Origin of the sequence: Wolbachia endosymbiont (group A) of Apoderus coryli (genome assembly GCF_947251615.1) — a bacterium.
GTDB lineage: Bacteria > Pseudomonadota > Alphaproteobacteria > Rickettsiales > Anaplasmataceae > Wolbachia.
This window is the reverse complement of the sequence record NZ_OX366367.1, coordinates 75,608-90,970: the sequence shown is the minus strand read 5'-3', so window position 1 is coordinate 90,970 and position 15,363 is coordinate 75,608. Positions and strand designations below refer to the sequence as shown.

The 15,363-nt window shown below is 35.3% G+C and carries 13 protein-coding genes, 1 tRNA gene and 2 pseudogenes; 4 read left to right on the top strand and 12 right to left on the bottom strand.

The features are described from left to right. Nucleotides 1-20: 20 nt before the first annotated feature. The 3 genes from OPR43_RS00525 to OPR43_RS00515 all read right to left on the bottom strand — a co-directional run bounded on the left by OPR43_RS00525 (nucleotide 21) and on the right by OPR43_RS00515 (nucleotide 1,240). Nucleotides 21-200, bottom strand: coding sequence for a hypothetical protein (locus OPR43_RS00525; RefSeq protein ID WP_265034929.1), 180 nt, complete (start codon nucleotides 198-200; stop codon nucleotides 21-23). A 336-nt stretch (nucleotides 201-536) separates the two neighbouring features. After that, complete coding sequence (locus OPR43_RS00520; protein ID WP_265035727.1) at nucleotides 537-1,133, bottom strand: RDD family protein; 597 nt, start codon at nucleotides 1,131-1,133, stop codon at nucleotides 537-539. Nucleotides 1,134-1,157: 24 nt separating this feature from the next. After that, nucleotides 1,158-1,240: transfer RNA gene (locus tag OPR43_RS00515), tRNA-Leu, on the bottom strand. 107 nt (nucleotides 1,241-1,347) lie between these two features. Between OPR43_RS00515 and OPR43_RS00510 the strand changes: the two genes are divergently transcribed. Both OPR43_RS00510 and OPR43_RS00505 read left to right on the top strand, forming a co-directional pair. Next, a complete protein-coding gene (locus tag OPR43_RS00510; protein WP_265034928.1) occupies nucleotides 1,348-2,799 on the top strand; it encodes a replicative DNA helicase in 1,452 nt (483 codons plus the stop codon). A gap of 123 nt (nucleotides 2,800-2,922) precedes the next feature. Next, nucleotides 2,923-4,206 carry a coiled-coil domain-containing protein gene (locus OPR43_RS00505; protein WP_265034926.1) on the top strand — a complete coding sequence of 428 codons (1,284 nt, stop codon included), beginning with the start codon at nucleotides 2,923-2,925 and terminating at the stop codon, nucleotides 4,204-4,206. A 97-nt stretch (nucleotides 4,207-4,303) separates the two neighbouring features. Here OPR43_RS00505 and metG read toward each other — a convergent pair whose 3' ends face one another. The 3 genes from metG to icd all read right to left on the bottom strand — a co-directional run bounded on the left by metG (nucleotide 4,304) and on the right by icd (nucleotide 8,153). Beyond that, complete coding sequence (gene metG, locus OPR43_RS00500; protein ID WP_265034925.1) at nucleotides 4,304-5,851, bottom strand: methionine--tRNA ligase; 1,548 nt, start codon at nucleotides 5,849-5,851, stop codon at nucleotides 4,304-4,306. A 208-nt stretch (nucleotides 5,852-6,059) separates the two neighbouring features. Next, nucleotides 6,060-6,698 (bottom strand): endonuclease III, encoded by a 639-nt coding sequence (nth, locus tag OPR43_RS00495; protein ID WP_265034924.1) that lies wholly within the window; start codon nucleotides 6,696-6,698, stop codon nucleotides 6,060-6,062. Nucleotides 6,699-6,725: 27 nt separating this feature from the next. Continuing rightward, nucleotides 6,726-8,153 carry an isocitrate dehydrogenase gene (icd, locus tag OPR43_RS00490; RefSeq protein ID WP_265034923.1) on the bottom strand — a complete coding sequence of 476 codons (1,428 nt, stop codon included), beginning with the start codon at nucleotides 8,151-8,153 and terminating at the stop codon, nucleotides 6,726-6,728. Nucleotides 8,154-8,296: 143 nt separating this feature from the next. Between icd and OPR43_RS00485 the strand changes: the two genes are divergently transcribed. Then, nucleotides 8,297-8,791 (top strand): RDD family protein, encoded by a 495-nt coding sequence (locus OPR43_RS00485; protein WP_265026289.1) that lies wholly within the window; start codon nucleotides 8,297-8,299, stop codon nucleotides 8,789-8,791. Nucleotides 8,792-9,273: 482 nt separating this feature from the next. Further along, a pseudogene (locus tag OPR43_RS00480) lies at nucleotides 9,274-10,177 on the top strand (transposase). Between the two features lie 215 nt (nucleotides 10,178-10,392). Here the strand turns inward: OPR43_RS00480 and OPR43_RS00475 are convergent. From OPR43_RS00475 to OPR43_RS00450, 6 genes and pseudogenes are all read right to left on the bottom strand, one after another. Beyond that, a pseudogene (locus OPR43_RS00475) lies at nucleotides 10,393-11,234 on the bottom strand (IS982 family transposase). Nucleotides 11,235-11,379: 145 nt separating this feature from the next. Then, nucleotides 11,380-12,900, bottom strand: a complete 1,521-nt coding sequence (gene purH, locus OPR43_RS00470) for a bifunctional phosphoribosylaminoimidazolecarboxamide formyltransferase/IMP cyclohydrolase (RefSeq protein ID WP_265034922.1) — start codon at nucleotides 12,898-12,900, stop codon at nucleotides 11,380-11,382. Nucleotides 12,901-12,987: 87 nt separating this feature from the next. After that, a complete protein-coding gene (gene fmt, locus OPR43_RS00465; RefSeq protein WP_265034921.1) occupies nucleotides 12,988-13,887 on the bottom strand; it encodes a methionyl-tRNA formyltransferase in 900 nt (299 codons plus the stop codon). Nucleotides 13,888-13,906: 19 nt separating this feature from the next. Further along, complete coding sequence (gene rplT, locus OPR43_RS00460; protein ID WP_064125369.1) at nucleotides 13,907-14,272, bottom strand: 50S ribosomal protein L20; 366 nt, start codon at nucleotides 14,270-14,272, stop codon at nucleotides 13,907-13,909. A 20-nt stretch (nucleotides 14,273-14,292) separates the two neighbouring features. Next, a complete protein-coding gene (rpmI, locus tag OPR43_RS00455) occupies nucleotides 14,293-14,499 on the bottom strand; it encodes a 50S ribosomal protein L35 (RefSeq protein WP_265034920.1) in 207 nt (68 codons plus the stop codon). Nucleotides 14,500-14,597: 98 nt separating this feature from the next. Further along, complete coding sequence (locus tag OPR43_RS00450; RefSeq protein WP_265034918.1) at nucleotides 14,598-15,041, bottom strand: PAS domain-containing protein; 444 nt, start codon at nucleotides 15,039-15,041, stop codon at nucleotides 14,598-14,600. Between the last annotated feature and the right edge of the window lie 322 nt (nucleotides 15,042-15,363).

Sequence of the window (15,363 nt, the reverse complement as noted above, 5' to 3'; positions counted from 1 at the left end):
CTACTTTTATGCTTACCAACTTAATAAAATTCCTGGATCCCAGTGTCTGGGCACTGGGATGACAAGAGAAGGTACTGGGATGACGGTTGTCGTTTAGCTACAAACGTTAAGAAATTTACTAAACAAAAAAAAAGGCAAAAGAAGCCCTGGTCATTGTCTATTTTCAGTATTTGGCGTTTTTTAAGCCTTAAACGCTGCAATTTAGCTGCTTTTAAGTGCAACTAACTTTAGCTAAAATGTTTAAGAAATTTACTAAGCAGAAAAAAAGGCAAAAGAAACCCCGTGGTAATTAGTGTTCACTCCCTAATCCTGCAAATTGGCGTACTATACTGTCTTAAACGACTTATAAGCGCGTTTCAGCTTATATAGGTAAAAACCTAGAAATATTGTGAAGACATAAGGTGCACATAGTGCAAAAAATTAAAAATAAGACGCCAACTACGTTGTTTTCTTGCTGTTTAATCTGCACAGATGAAGATAACTGAATACCTTCAGCATCATGATAAGGGGGCTGGCGGAGTTTGTCAAGGAAGTTTTTAGTTCTGCCTTCTAAGGCTTTTACTCGTGACAACCACTGTGCTTGCGATCTTGTCGTGCCAAGTTTGGCAGTGTTTGTTGAAATTTGACCATAAAAAGCCCAAGAATAATGGTGCAACTGACAATATAAAGGAAAAAAATCTCTTTGTTGCTTGTCTTAAAGTTATCTTTTCGAAAGTTTGTGCATCCACAACTCTAAGCCCAAGTAATAGTTTTCCAGGTGTAGCAGCAAACCTTACCCACATATATGTTACATAGCAAAAGAGCATAATGCATTGGACTATTTGATTTAGGATTAGTAATTTTATAAGTCTACTCTGCATTGTCTTTTCTTCCGCAGACAGTGGTGCTTGCATTTGGGATTTTGCAGCAATTTGACTTAATATTTTGCTATCCTCTGAGTTCATAAAGAGCTGATTTAAGGCTTGGCTGCAAAACTGCAAGAACAAGACAATAATAATCAAATCAAGCAATACTGATATATAGCGCCTGAGGCCCGTTACATAACATATTCCATTTTCATCTTTCTTTACCTTCTGAATAACATTTATAGAAGAAAAAATAGAGAATAAACGATCAAAAAATTTATGTAACATATATACACTTTCCAATATTTAACGTGCCCCTGGCCGGACTTGAACCAGCATGCTTTTGCAAGCAGCAGATTTTGAGTCTGCCGTGTCTACCATTCCACCACAGGGGCATTAAGTTTTAATGCTATAGGTAGCACAAAATTAGTCAAATTTTATATGTCTTTCAAATCAAAACTAAATATTCTACAATAATCAACAGTTACTCTCAAAACTTAAAATGAATGAATTAGCTAGTCTCCTCAGTTCAAGAGGTGTAGACAAGGAAATATGCAAATTACCGCATAATTTAGAAGCCGAGCAAATGCTTATTGGTGCAATGATCCGTGATAATAGAATCTGTGATGCAGTTGAAGACACAATAACAGCAGAAAATTTCTATGATCCATTACATCAAAGTATTTTTACGCAAATATCCAAAACCAGAAAACACGGCATAATTGCCAATGAACTCAGCCTAAAAATGTTTTTTGAGAACGACCAAGCATTTACCGAATGTGGTGGGGTAGAGTACTTAGCAAAGCTTGCAGCTAAAGCAAGTATTGCACTTGATATCTATAGTTTGACTAGAATAATCCGTGACACTTACTTAAGGAGATGTTTAATTAAGCTCGGGCAAGAAATAGTTGGTGATAGCTACAACTACGATATTGAAAATCCTGCACAGGCGCAAATTGAACAAGCAATGACAAAATTGTTCAACTTAGCAATAAAAAAACAAGGTGAGAAAACATATATAAAACTTGCAAGTTCAATTAAAGACGTAGTTGAGAAGATCAGCACGCTGAAAAATAATCCAGAAGCGCTGGGCGTTACAACCGGACTTCAAGATCTAAATCAGCTTCTTGGTGGTTTGCAGAAATCTGACCTATTAATTCTAGCTGCAAGGCCTTCTATGGGTAAAACAGCATTGGCGCTAAACATCGCACTTAATGCTTGTAAGATGTTGCAAAAAAGAGCAGATAAACAACACTATGTAGCGTTTTTCTCGCTTGAAATGTCAGCAGAGCAATTAACTGCAAGGCTGATCACTATAGATTCAGGGATTAGTTATTATAAGGCATTAACCGGGAGAATTAGTGATTTTGAATTGCATGAATTTATCAATACTAGTACAGAATTATCTGAACTGCCTTTTATCATAGATGACACCCCTGCGCTATCAATTAGTGCCCTTCGCACCAGAATACGCTTGCTGTATCAATTATATAATGTAGAAGTGGTATTCATTGATTATTTGCAGCTAATCAGAGGAACAACAAAAAGGAGTAATGAAAATAGAGTGCAAGAAATCTCGGAAGTAACGCAGGGTTTGAAAGCAATTGCAAAGGAGCTAAATATTCCCATTGTTGCACTATCTCAGCTCTCTCGTTCTGTTGAGCAGAGGGATGATAAAAAACCACAACTTTCTGATTTACGTGATTCAGGAAGCATAGAGCAAGACGCAGATATAGTAATGTTTCTCTATAGAGAAGAGTATTATGAACTAAGAAAACAGCCAAATGAAGGGAACAATAAACATCGGGAATGGCAAGAGAAAATGGAAAAAATTAGAAACATTGCAGAGCTCATTATTGCAAAGCAGAGAAATGGACCAATTGGCAGTGTGAAGCTATATTTTGACTCTAACAGAGGTTCATTTAAAGATTACACGGAGAGGCATAGTTTGTAGCTTGGCAGCAATCTTCTTGTTCCCAAGTTCATTGATTATTTTTTTATGTAAAAAGTTAACTTGACAATTTCTTAAAAATCCTTTTATAATGATACTATATTTTATAATACGTGAGGAATAATCGTGATAAATAAAAACAATGTACCCTATTATATAACTGGAACTTTGGCTACTTTCACTTTATTGGCATCAGGAATATTTGCTGCAGCTCCTTATATTGGTTTCTTAGCTCCAGTTGCAGCATTAAGTGTTGGCCTGCCATTTATTATTGGTTGTGCTATATTTTCTGTTGTAACTATTGCACTTTCATATAAAGCAATTAGTAAGAACAAAACTATTTCTGAGAAAGATGTTCAACTGGCTGAGAAAGTAGAAGAAATATCTAAAAAAGATGCTCAACTAGCTAAAGAAGAAGATAAAGTACAGGCTCAAAAGCAAACAATTTCTGAGTTAGAAGCTAAGATACAAACTCAAGAGCAAACAATTTCTGGGCAAAATGACCAACTGACTAAAAAAGAAGCGGAAGTAAAAGCTAAAGAGGAAGAAATTTCTAAGCAAAAAATTGAAATTAATAAAAAAAATGAGGAGATTGATAATCAAAAAAAAGAAATAGAAGAACTTAAACACAAAAAAACTTTTGTTCCGCAAGCAATGAAGAATATCAAAGAAGCATCTCAAGAAGCATTTGCATATGTAGCAGAAGTCTACAGTAGTGGGCGCGTTCATAGTACTATTAAGCAGCGCCGTAGTGATGTTGCAAATGACTTAAAAAATGTCGTAGGTAGTACGAAAAATGCTTATGGCACATCAGTTGAGTATGTAAAAGGGAAATTTAATAGTGCTGGAAATAAATTAAAAAATGTTTATGGTACATTAGTTGAGTATACAAAAGGAGCACTTAACAGCGTTGGAAGCAGCTTGTACAGTAGGATTTATGGTACTAAGGTTTCTAGTCTGGCAGAACGGTTTAAGCGTTATGCAGAAGATGGGTCTGAACTTAGCATGCAAGAACTAACTCGTTTGGATTACTTAGATCTTGCAGTTTCTTCCAGTGAGCAAAAGCAACGAGCTAATAGTTTGGATTATTTAAATATTGATAACGACGTTCCTAAGCAACCTGATCATTTAAGTATTGATGCTGCTAAAAGGTATTTAATGAGTCTTTCTGAGGATCAGGATGTATTTTATGATGCAGAATCTGGTGATGCAAAAGATACTGAGGCTCCTAGCCCAGCAAATGAGCCAGCTAAATTGGATGATGTAGCTGTTAGTAATCTGTCTGACAAAAACTCTAAAAAAGAAGAAAATGGTCAAGGCTGGTTTGCATGGAGCCTAGGAAAGGCTAAGTCGGTAATGACTGAAGTAGTAGTGATAGATGCTGATGTTACTAAACCCATATTTTGCTAAAATAACTAAGGCACTTGCACCTAACTTGAATATGTAGACAGCGGTGTGCACTGTCGTTAACTAGAGATAATCTCATCCAGGAGAAATAGTGTAAAAACTATTTCTCCACTTTAACATCAAACTTCGAAAAGAACGGCGTAGGTTTAGGCAATGTTATGCCTGAACTTACGCACGCGTCGCACAAAGATTTTAAATCACGTTGCTCTTTTGGAATTTGCAGTTGATCGAGTATCATTTCCGCTGACTTGGGAACGATTGGCTGCAATAAAATGCCAATTATCCTGATATATTCCAGTAGTTTGTAGATTACTAAGTTCATACGCACTCTATCGGTTTTGCTTAATATCCAGGGTGCACTTTTGTCTATATAAGCATTGGCTTCAGAAGAGATGTTGATAATTAGAAGTATAATCTGGTTAAACTCATACTTTGATAGGTGATTCATCACCTGATCGAGTATAGCTTTGCAACCTGGAAGACTTTCTTCACCTTTAAGTAGGCTTTGATCGATTGTCGGTACAATTCCAGAACATTGCTTGTGTAAAAATGAAATTGTTCTTTGTACTAAATTGCCTATGTTGTTTGCCAGTTCTGAGTTTATTCGGCTGATCATGTTTTTCTTACTAAAGTTGCCATCCTGGCCAAAACTTGCTTCCCTGAGGAGAAAATAGCGTAGTTGATCAACACCAAACTCTTGAGCGAGGCCGATTGGATCTATGACATTACCAAGGGACTTGGATATTTTTTCTCCCTCGTTCAACCACCAACCATGAACTGCAATTTGTTTTGGCAGTGGCAAATCTGCTGCAAGGAGAATCGCTGGCCAATATACAGCGTGAAAGCGTAATATGTCTTTGCCGATTACATGAACGTTGGAAGAGCTGTCACTTGCCCAAAACTTCTTATATCCTTCATCTTCTGTGCTAGGGAAACCTATTGATGTAAGATAATTGGTTAATGCATCTATCCAGACATAGATTACGTGTTTGTCATTACCTGGTACTTTTATTCCCCAGTTAAAACTAGTACGAGAGATTGAAAGATCAGTGAGTCCTGATCTTACAAACGATACCACTTCATTTTTTCTGCTCTCAGGAAAGATAAAATTTGGCTGATTTTTATAGAGTTCCAGTAATTTGTTTTGCCAGTTTGACAAGCGAAAAAAGTAGCTCTCTTCTTTTACCCACTCAACCTCAGCACCTGTTGGTGCTTTGCCATCTATCAGTTCTGATTCCTGATAAAATGCTTCATCACGAACTGAATACCAACCCGAATAGGAATCCAAATATATTTGTCCTCTCTCTTCAAGTCTATTCCATAAAGCTATAACTGCTTTTTTGTGACGCTCCTCCGTAGTGCGAATAAAATCGTCATACTCAAAATTCATAAACATAGCCAATTCTTTAAATGAAACGCTCACTTCATCTGTAAATTCTTTTGGCTGCATTTCCTTTGCTTTAGCTGCTTTTTCTATTTTTTGTCCATGTTCATCTGTACCGGTGGTAAATTTGACATTTTTTCCAGCTAGTTTCATGAACCTTGCCACAACATCACACAAAAGAGAAGTGTATGCATGACCGATATGCGGCTTATCGTTTACGTAATATATTGGCGTGGTGATGTAAAAGTTCTCGAATTGCTTCATTATCCAGTGCTTAAAGCTTTATCGTATCTGTGCTAATAATAAAAATCAATATGTAGTACACTATGTATAACTATACAAACGTTTGTTTTAGAAAGCAATCCGCACAGCAGATGGTGTCATGAAAGTAGCTGACACTGATTTCCATCCAAAAGGGTGTCAAGGAATTTTTGCATTTCTATGAGCTACTTAGATGACAAAAGAAGAAATACTAGACCTTATACCTTTTGCACTCAAATTCACATAAATCATGAATTATACACGTTTCACACGAAGGTTTCTGTGCTTTGCAAACATATCTACCATGCAAAACTAGCCAGTGATGAGCATAAAGCAAGTATTCTCTTGGAACTACATTTAAAAGAGATTGCTCTGTTTTAAACACATCTTTTTCTTTCACAAGTCCAACTCTATTGCTCACCCTAAAAACATGAGTATCAACCGCCAATGTTGGAATGCCAAGTCCCGAATTTAAGAACACATTAGCGCTCTTTCTCCCAACCCCTGGTAAAGACACCAAATCATCGAAATCAGTAGGCATTTTGCTATTGTACCGCTCAATCAATATTTTGCTGAGCCCGATTATGTTTTTTGCTTTGGAATTATATAAACCAATACTGCTTATGCATTTTTTCAGCTCATTTTGTCCCAAGCTCAGCATTTTTTCTGGCGTATTAGCGATATTAAATAGTTCTCTTGTAATTTTATTAACACTTACATCGGTTGTCCGTGCTGATAAAACTATCGCAATCAGTAACGTAAAATGATTGGTATAATTTAGCTCTATTTTTGGCGTAGGATTTGATTGCTGAAATTTTTCAAATATCAATTCTACTTTTTTTGAGTCCATTTCATTTACCACACCTCTTTTAAATATTTAAACGAAGAACCCCTCTTTCCCATCATACAAATACAATTTGTCCATTCTCACCACATCAAAGCTATTTTCTTCGAGTTTGATTAGCAAGTTATTTACATCACTATTTGTAATAGCTTGCTTTTCATTATTTGCGATAAACCTACAGGTTATTTGGTCACTTGAAGGTTTTGAGTTTCCTGGCCAAATCGCAAGTCCTTTTGAGTATATTGCTATAATTTGCGGATTACTCGATTCAAATAATCCTACTATTTGATCAACATTACTGGATTTGTCCCAAGCGAGAGTTATATCACTACCCACTAGCTTTTTAACTTTGTAATCTTGTTCGTAATTGTCTTGTACTTTATTTATTTTACTATCCGAACCACTGCCAATTATAAGCTCAGGTAATATTCCAGGTTTCTTTCCTAGATTATCTATAACAGCTTCTGCAAATTCTTTTGTACCAACTTTCTGTTTACTCCTTCTCTCCTTATATAAATCGGCAGTGTGTATTCCATCCTCCAAAGTCTTGAGCCATGCATCGTAAACCAGTTTTGCAGTACTCACTTGACCTATGTAAATTAGCATATGCACTGCAGCATTTAAAAGACCAGAAGGATTGGCTATGTTTTTTCCTGCAATATCAGGAGCAGAACCATGCACTGCTTCGAACATCGCATATTCGTTGCCAATGTTACTACTTCCGGCAAGCCCTACAGACCCTGAAGTTTGTGCCACAATGTCCGATAATATATCGCCATATAGATTTTCAGTTACTATAACATCGAAATTCTCCGGTTCTGTGGCAACACGTGCCATTCCAATATCAACTATATAATGTTCTGCCTTTATGTCCTGGTATTCCTTTGCAATGCGATCAAACGCTGCATGGAAAGTTCCGTCAGTCATTTTCATTATGTTATCTTTAGTCAGGCAAGTTACTTTTTTTCTGTTGTGTTTTTTCGCGTATTCAAAAGCGTACCTGCATATCTTCTCTGAGCCAGATCTAGTAATAATTTTAGTGCATTGGTAAAAGTCACCAGTGAGCCTATGCTCTATTCCAGTGTAAACATCCTCTTCATTTTCACGTATTACTACGATATCAAACTTATCGAATTTATTTTCTATAACAGGATGATATGAAACGCATGGTCTGATATTTGCATATAACCCTAGGTTCTTTCTGAGTGCTACATTTAAGCTTTTGTGGCCTTTACCTTGAGGAGTTGTTGTCGGAGATTTTAATAATATTTTTGTCCTTTCAATTGATTCCCAACCACTTGGAGAAATTCCTTGAGACCATTCTTTATTATAAACACGCTCCCCTATTTCAATAATATCCATTGAGATTTTTGCTTCCGCTTTGCGCAATATCGACAGCACCGCTTCCATGATTTCTGGTCCGATACCATCACCATATGCAACTGTGATTGGTGTTGACATAACTTCCCTAGTTATAAATGATTTAATGTTAATTCAAATAATAGAGTGGCACAAGCAGCTAGTATTATCCAAATTAGTATATTTACGGTTATTTAATAACATATTTTCATACTAGTTATGTCACAGTAGAACATGGGCAGAGTATGGATACTAAAGTAAGTTATGCAGGGATTACAAGACGTATTTTTGCATTTGCAATCGATTATGTTTTAGCACAGGGAATGGGGTTTGTTATCGGATTTATCATTGGATTTACTTTAGCATATTCTCTATCACTCAATGTAACTGAAATGATTTTAGATAAAGCAGTAACTATACAAGTAATAGGGTTGATATTGGAATTAATATTTTATGTATTTACGATAATAGAATTTGGTGGTACTCCAGGACAATTGTTACTTCGCATGCGTGTAAAAGACGAAAATACACTTGAAAAAATCACTCTAATACAAGCAATAAGCAGAACAGCAGTTTTTGGAGTATTATATTTTATAATCTGCTACACACTATTCAATATTTCTAGTCTATTCATAGTTGTATCAATCTTAATCATATTATTTGCAATCCTTGACCAGCGTAAACAATTTCTTCACGACAAAATTGCAAAAACAGTAGTAATAGACTATAAACCTAGTTGATATTTTTCTTTAGCTGTCTGCCACCAATGGTGTTATTCCAGCGCATGACGTTAGTTAGAATCCAAAAACCATGAGAGCTACAAAAACTTACTTGACAAACTCCGCCAGCCCCCTTATTGTAGTATTAAGGGTATTTATGACTCATTGTTTTTGACCTGCAGGCTCAATGACAAAATTCAGTAAAAAACTCAGGGTATTTATTGGCGGATTACATAAAATTATAGCGGCTGCATGTCTTTTTTATTTTTTCTACATTCAGCCAAATCGCGCTTAAACTAAGCGTCAGCAAATTATTACAGCGCCAATTTAAAGGTATCCGTTCAGCCAATGGCGTCAACTTAAGGGAAAATATCAGTGATTGTGTATAAAACTTCTCTCTAAATTTTTTACCATTAAATTACCCAAAAGCTGCAATAAACAGCACTTTTGTTTCTGTTTTATTTCAACAAAGAAGTCTAAAATATGTCCTTTTTAGGTGAAACATGCAAAAAGGAAAAAATCTTATTCTACAAATTAAAAATATAATATACTCGAAAGCTTTTCAGAGAATCCATTGTGTTGAGTTTTACACGAACAAGAAAACTTCCTTTTACGACAGTATTTTCTATGATTTTAAAGTTAATTAAGAAAAGTTTAGGAAATAGAATGTGAGCTCATTAAGTTCCACCCTCAAAGCAAGCTTTTTCTAAAGCAAGATATAAATACAGGTCTTAAAGAATTTAAGCATCCAAACAGCCTATTGAGCAAACGTTAGCAGAAACCTGAAGTCGTTACTCAAATGCGTTCATTAAATCAAATTATTTATCTACGACCGTCTTCATTAAAATTTATTCAGCAGCATTATGAATTGAAAGTAGACTTTATTTTTCGCTTGCAAAAAAGAAATTATAGCAAGCTATGGTTCATCTGGTGAATTAGATTTTGTGCTAGAAAATAAAACGAAAAGCCAAAAAGTAAGAGTAATAGTGCTTACATTAGCCAATGGGGAAACAGAGTTTTTGACCGAGACTTTGGAGCAAAGCTTATGTGTTAAGGTGGCATATAGAAGAGTGCTATAAACGACTCAAAATAGGTGCAGAGTTAGAGAATTTTTCTGGCGTAAATTTAGAGGCTGTATTACAAGAATTTTGGGCAAACTTAGTCATGTGTAATATATTGTCGCTTCATATCACAAGGGCCTTGGAATCCAGATAAAATTGCTGATAAATTTTTCAGTTTTATTTGGTGTAATGAGGCAGAAACTCTATCAGGTACTTATTGCGCCAAAAAACTTTCAAGCCCTTTTTGATAGAGCAAGTATACGCGCTAAAGTTAAAATCCGACCAGGACAGCTGCAATAAGGTAGATAAGCCCAAACGCCATCATGTCTTTAGGAGAGTTTGCTAATGAAAGTTCTTAAGTTGACGCCATTGTCTGTTCAGGGGCATCGCAAATATTGAAGCAAAAGTGGTGTCATCCAAGTAGCCTCCTTCTCCTGTCATCCCAGTGCTTGATACTGGGATCCAGATTGGACACTGAGTTGGTGAGTATAAAAGTATAGCTAACGCGAGCTCTACGTCATACCGTGATTTATTCACGGTATCTCTAACGCTAACTATGGATTAGCCGGTAAAGAAAGTGCTGGAAATAGAAGGTTTTTTCCGTTTTAGGGAATATGAAATAAGCGTGGAAAAAATGTGAACTAACAGGAGATCTATGGCGAGTATGTTCAATTTCCAATCTATTTTTTAGGTAACCAAAGACCGTTTCGATAATCGATCTCTTCCGTAACAAAATCTTCTCTTTCAGAGGAATTAATGCATTTTTCATACCTTTTTTCACCTTGGTAACAAGCTTTAGATTTCTATCAAAAAAATAGATCTTTTTTAATATAACCTTTATCTCCAAATAATAAACCTGCTAACTTTTTAGTCAGGTCTGGAACTGGTTTCCTATCGTCAACGTTACCCTTTGTCAAAATAACCCCTTACCTATTTCATTGATTACCATATGTAATTTAAAGCCATAAAACCAGCCAGTAGTGTTTTTCCCTATTTTTGCAATTCTAGCAAAGACTTTGTGTTTTTAGATTCTTTTTTTATGACATACTGCAATTGAAGTTGAATCAATATAGGAAATGCCTGTGGTTTTTGCTTAACCACTGTAGCAACATTGCTAAATACCACAAAACTCGTGGTTTTAACGCAATAAACCTATCATATGAAGGTAGTGTTGGAAAGTCCGACTTATGTAACAACTTTAAGTAATATAGATAAAATGATTTAAAATTTTCGTATCTAGATTGCTGGTATAGTAGAATTATTGTGATAATTTCAGAATACGTTATTTCTGGCACTCTGGTAGGTTTTTTACCATTAGACAACAGTCTGTTGGCAAAATTTTCATCTATTATTTTACAATAATCATCTACAAAACAGAACAATTCTGTTATATTCTTATTCATTGGGTAACCTCCTATTTCTTGCTAAAATACTGGAGTTTACCCTCTTTTTCCCTCCTCTCTTACTATTTTTCTAATCCATAGTTAGCGTGCATGGTAGACGATGTTCGTATAGTTGTAGCAGTGTAGTTTGGATAAGACACAAAGCCTAATGGAAAAAACTGCGAACGCCAGTGAAAAACATAGCAATTTTATTTTCATTTGCAGCTTTTATCACATCTTGATCTTTTAGCGAGCCACCTGGCTGAATTATAGCTGTAATCCCATGTTTTGTACTTTCTACTATGCTATCTGGGAATGGGAAAAATGCATCTGAAGCAAGCACCGCACCTTTACATTTTTCACCTGCTTTTTTCACTGCAATGTTAACACTATCTATTCTGCTTGTTTGTCCTGCACCGATGCCAATAGCACAACCGTCTTTTGCTATAACTATTGCGTTGGATTTTACATGTTTACATATTTTCCAGGCAAAAATAAGATCTTTTTTTTCTTTGTCTGTTGCAGTGTGCTCTGTTACTTGGCTCATTTCTTCTGCTTTTATTGTGTGGTTATTATTTTCTTGCACCAAAAACCCACCAACAACATTTTTAATTTGGTATTTCACATTTTGTTGGAAAGATTTATGAATAATCACTCTTAAATTTTTCTTTTTTTGTAAAATTTTTAGTGCCTCATTGCTGACTGACGGTGTTATCACTACTTCCAAAAATATCTCGTTTAATTTTTCTGCTAGCTTTAAATCTATCTCCCGATTTAAGGCGACTATTCCGCCAAAACTGCTTACTTCATCACACGATAGAGCTTTTTCATATGCCTCCAAAGCATTATCACCAACAGCAACGCCACATGGGTTATTGTGCTTGATTATCACTGCTGCAGGCTCTTTAAACTCAGAAATTATGTTAAGTGCGGATTCTATATCTACTATGTTATTATAACTCAGCTCTTTTCCATGTATTTTTTCCAACGGATATTTTGTAAATTGATTACTATAAAATGCAGCTTTTTGATGGGGATTTTCACCATACCTTAATACTTGTGCTTTATGCCCGTATAGAGCACAAAACTCTGGTAACTCATTATTTTTACTCTGGGATAAAAACCAACTGTGAATATTAGAATCGTAGTGTGCAGTGAGAGCAAATGCTTTGGTTGCTAAATGTTTTCTATATTCCAATGTTGTTTTATTGTTATTTTCTATCATCTCAGCTTTCAGTGCTTCATAGTCTTGAATGCTGGAAATTACTGAAGTAAAATGAAAATTTTTTGCTGCAGCTCTGATTAACGCCACTCCACCAATATCAATTTGTTCTATGATTTGCTCTTCATTTGAGCCGCTACTTACTGTCTCCCAAAATGGGTATAGGTTAGTTATAAGCAGGTCTATTGGCTCAACACCTAGATTTTGCATTTCCATTTTGTGCTTTTCTCGATCACAAAGTATTCCTCCATGAATTTTAGGGTGTAAAGTTTTCACTCTACCACCCAGTATCTCTGGAAATTGTGTGTAATCTGAGACCTCTTGTGTTTTTATTCCTGCACTAGATAGCACTTTATAAGTATTTCCCGTTGAAAGAATTTCTATTTGTTGCTGCGTTAAAAACGATGCAAGATCAATTATATTCGTTTTATCGTATACTGATATTAAAGCTCTTTGTATTTTCATTTTTGTACAGAAAGTTTTATAGGATTATATCTAAGAAAAGGAAATTTAGCTATTACATTTCTACACTAAGCTCTTCTTTAAAGTAGTCTATTCTATAAATTTTTTTACCATGCTTGATTTCAAGCCACGAATAAAATCTTCAATACTGCAAGGATTTCTCCCTTCCATTTGTACAACTTTAGGAATTAAAGTGCCACCTTTTAAACTTATGTGCATATTATCATTAACGATCTTACCTTGTTCTGAAGCGAGAGCTTCAAAGTCAGCATCAAGTATCCTGATACGTTTATTCTCTATCTTGATGAACGCTTTTGGGTAAAATGCTTTAACCTTTCTATAAGCAACTTCACAAGCATCACTTGCATAAATTTTATAGTCTTCCACTTTGTCAGCGTAACATGCATCATTATCGTTCTGTTTTAAGGGAACCTGTTTTTCAATTTCGTTTAGCACTTTCAGCAGTAAATCACTGCCTAGCTTAGATAATTTATCATGCAATGTCTTGTAATTATCGTTCTTTTCGATAAGAAATTTTTCCTGTTTTAAAATAGGGCCGGAATCTAATCCTTCATCCAATTGCATAATGCTAACCCCGGTTTCTTGATCTCCTGCTAAAATTGTGTGCTGTATCGGAGCTGCACCACGCCACCTTGGTAATAATGAAGGATGAATATTAATACAACCATATTTTGGAATATTCAAAATTTCTCTTGGGAGTATCAATCCATACGCAGCTACAACTGCAACGTCTGGTTTGAAATTTCTAAATTTTTCCTGCTCTGCCAAAAACTTTAGAGAGATAGGAGTACATACCTCTATGTTACTTTCTTCAGCGATAACATGTACTGGAGATTTCGTTGGCTTCTGTCCACGCCCTGAAGGTTTTGGAGCCTTGGTGTATACTGCTACTATTTCATTCTGTGATTTCAATAGTAAGTTTAGCGTACTAACAGCGAATTCCGGTGACCCCATGAAAATAATTCTCACGCTTTCAAGTGTTTTTGCTTTAAGAATTCTCCGCTAATTTACCACTTACAGCTTCTACTAATTTGGCAAAATCATCCTTATAATTAACGGCCATCTCAGCAAGAATTTTTCTATTTAAATCAATTCCAGCAAGTGTAAGACCATGCATAAACCTACCATAAGTAAGCCCATGCTCTCTTGCTGCTGCATTAATACGTATTATCCATAAGCTACGGAAATCACGTTTACGGGTTCTTCTGTCTCTGTAAGCATATTGCAGTGCTTTTTCAACTCTTTGTAATGCAATTCTATAACAACTTTTTGCGCGTCCTCTATAACCCTTTGCCAGTTTCAATATTTTTTTATGACGAGCGTGAGTAGTGACTCCACGTTTTACCCGAGCCATTTTATTTTACCTCCATTTTGTTAAATACCATAAGGCATATAAAGCTTAACTATACGCGAGTCAGATTTACCAAGAATCGTTGTACCGCGCTGATTACGAATATTAGATTTACTTCTCTTTATCATGCCATGCCTTTTGCCTGATTGAGTAGAAATGACTTTACCCTTAGCTGTAAGGTGAAAGCGCTTTTTAACAGAAGATTTGGTTTTTAATTTTATTTTCTTCATATTCCAAATAAATTTACAAATACTACTATTGAGTTCTTTAATAGTAATTAAGTAGTAGTATAAATAATTTTATTAAAGAATCAAATTAAAATTGTATATTAAAGGAGCTTAAATGTAATTACGCCCAATATATGTGTTATACCTTCTTTATTCCCAAGTGGCAACAATACTTGCCTCATTTTAACACTTTCACTTTCTTCCTCTTCGTTGATTGGACATTTACTCTCTATTACAGTATCAAGTTTATCAATAACTGCATCTATTTTATATAGTCGCAAAAATGGTGCATCAATTGCATACTTATTATCAATGCGCGTCTTGTTTTCAAAACCATAGAATTCAACGGCCTTTTCTCCTGCATTTTCACAAATATAACCTTGATCTTTGACTTCAATGATAAAACAATGCTGCCATGACTCCATTATTTCTGCAGTGTCTATTTCATGCCTTTCTGGCCAATCTCTGTCTGATCCTTTTATGTCACTCCAGTGCTCAGTTACCACATTTGCTATTCTTTTTTCTTTGCCTACATAAATTTCCATTCTAATTTCCACATATAAAACACAGATATGAGGTAAATTTATCGTGAATGTATTGATTTTTTCTTACCACAAGGTGCATATCACTAGAAGTTCTTGTACCGATTCCTGTTTATAGAATAAACAATACGGGAAACAAGATTATACAAGGTAAATATAGCTAGTTGGTTTAGGGTAGCATTAACACCAAAATTATTAAATGAAAAAGTTGTGGATTTAGTAAAGGAAATATTAAAACAGGATATACAATTCTATTGATTTATTAAAGAATCCTGTATGTGAATTTAGGGGATGTTTAAAAAACATCCCCTAGTTTGGACAAGTG

Excerpts from the sequence above, each read along its gene's own strand:
- OPR43_RS00520 (WP_265035727.1), bottom strand. The coding sequence starts at position 1,133 with ATGTTACATAAATTTTTTGATCGTTTATTCTCTATTTTTTCTTCTATA.
- OPR43_RS00510 (WP_265034928.1), top strand. The coding sequence starts at position 1,348 with ATGAATGAATTAGCTAGTCTCCTCAGTTCAAGAGGTGTAGACAAGGAA.
- metG (WP_265034925.1), bottom strand. The coding sequence starts at position 5,851 with ATGAAGCAATTCGAGAACTTTTACATCACCACGCCAATATATTACGTA.
- nth (WP_265034924.1), bottom strand. The coding sequence starts at position 6,698 with ATGGACTCAAAAAAAGTAGAATTGATATTTGAAAAATTTCAGCAATCA.
- icd (WP_265034923.1), bottom strand. The coding sequence starts at position 8,153 with ATGTCAACACCAATCACAGTTGCATATGGTGATGGTATCGGACCAGAA.
- OPR43_RS00485 (WP_265026289.1), top strand. The coding sequence starts at position 8,297 with ATGGATACTAAAGTAAGTTATGCAGGGATTACAAGACGTATTTTTGCA.
- purH (WP_265034922.1), bottom strand. The coding sequence starts at position 12,900 with ATGAAAATACAAAGAGCTTTAATATCAGTATACGATAAAACGAATATA.
- rplT (WP_064125369.1), bottom strand. The coding sequence starts at position 14,272 with ATGGCTCGGGTAAAACGTGGAGTCACTACTCACGCTCGTCATAAAAAA.
- rpmI (WP_265034920.1), bottom strand. The coding sequence starts at position 14,499 with ATGAAGAAAATAAAATTAAAAACCAAATCTTCTGTTAAAAAGCGCTTT.
- OPR43_RS00450 (WP_265034918.1), bottom strand. The coding sequence starts at position 15,041 with ATGGAAATTTATGTAGGCAAAGAAAAAAGAATAGCAAATGTGGTAACT.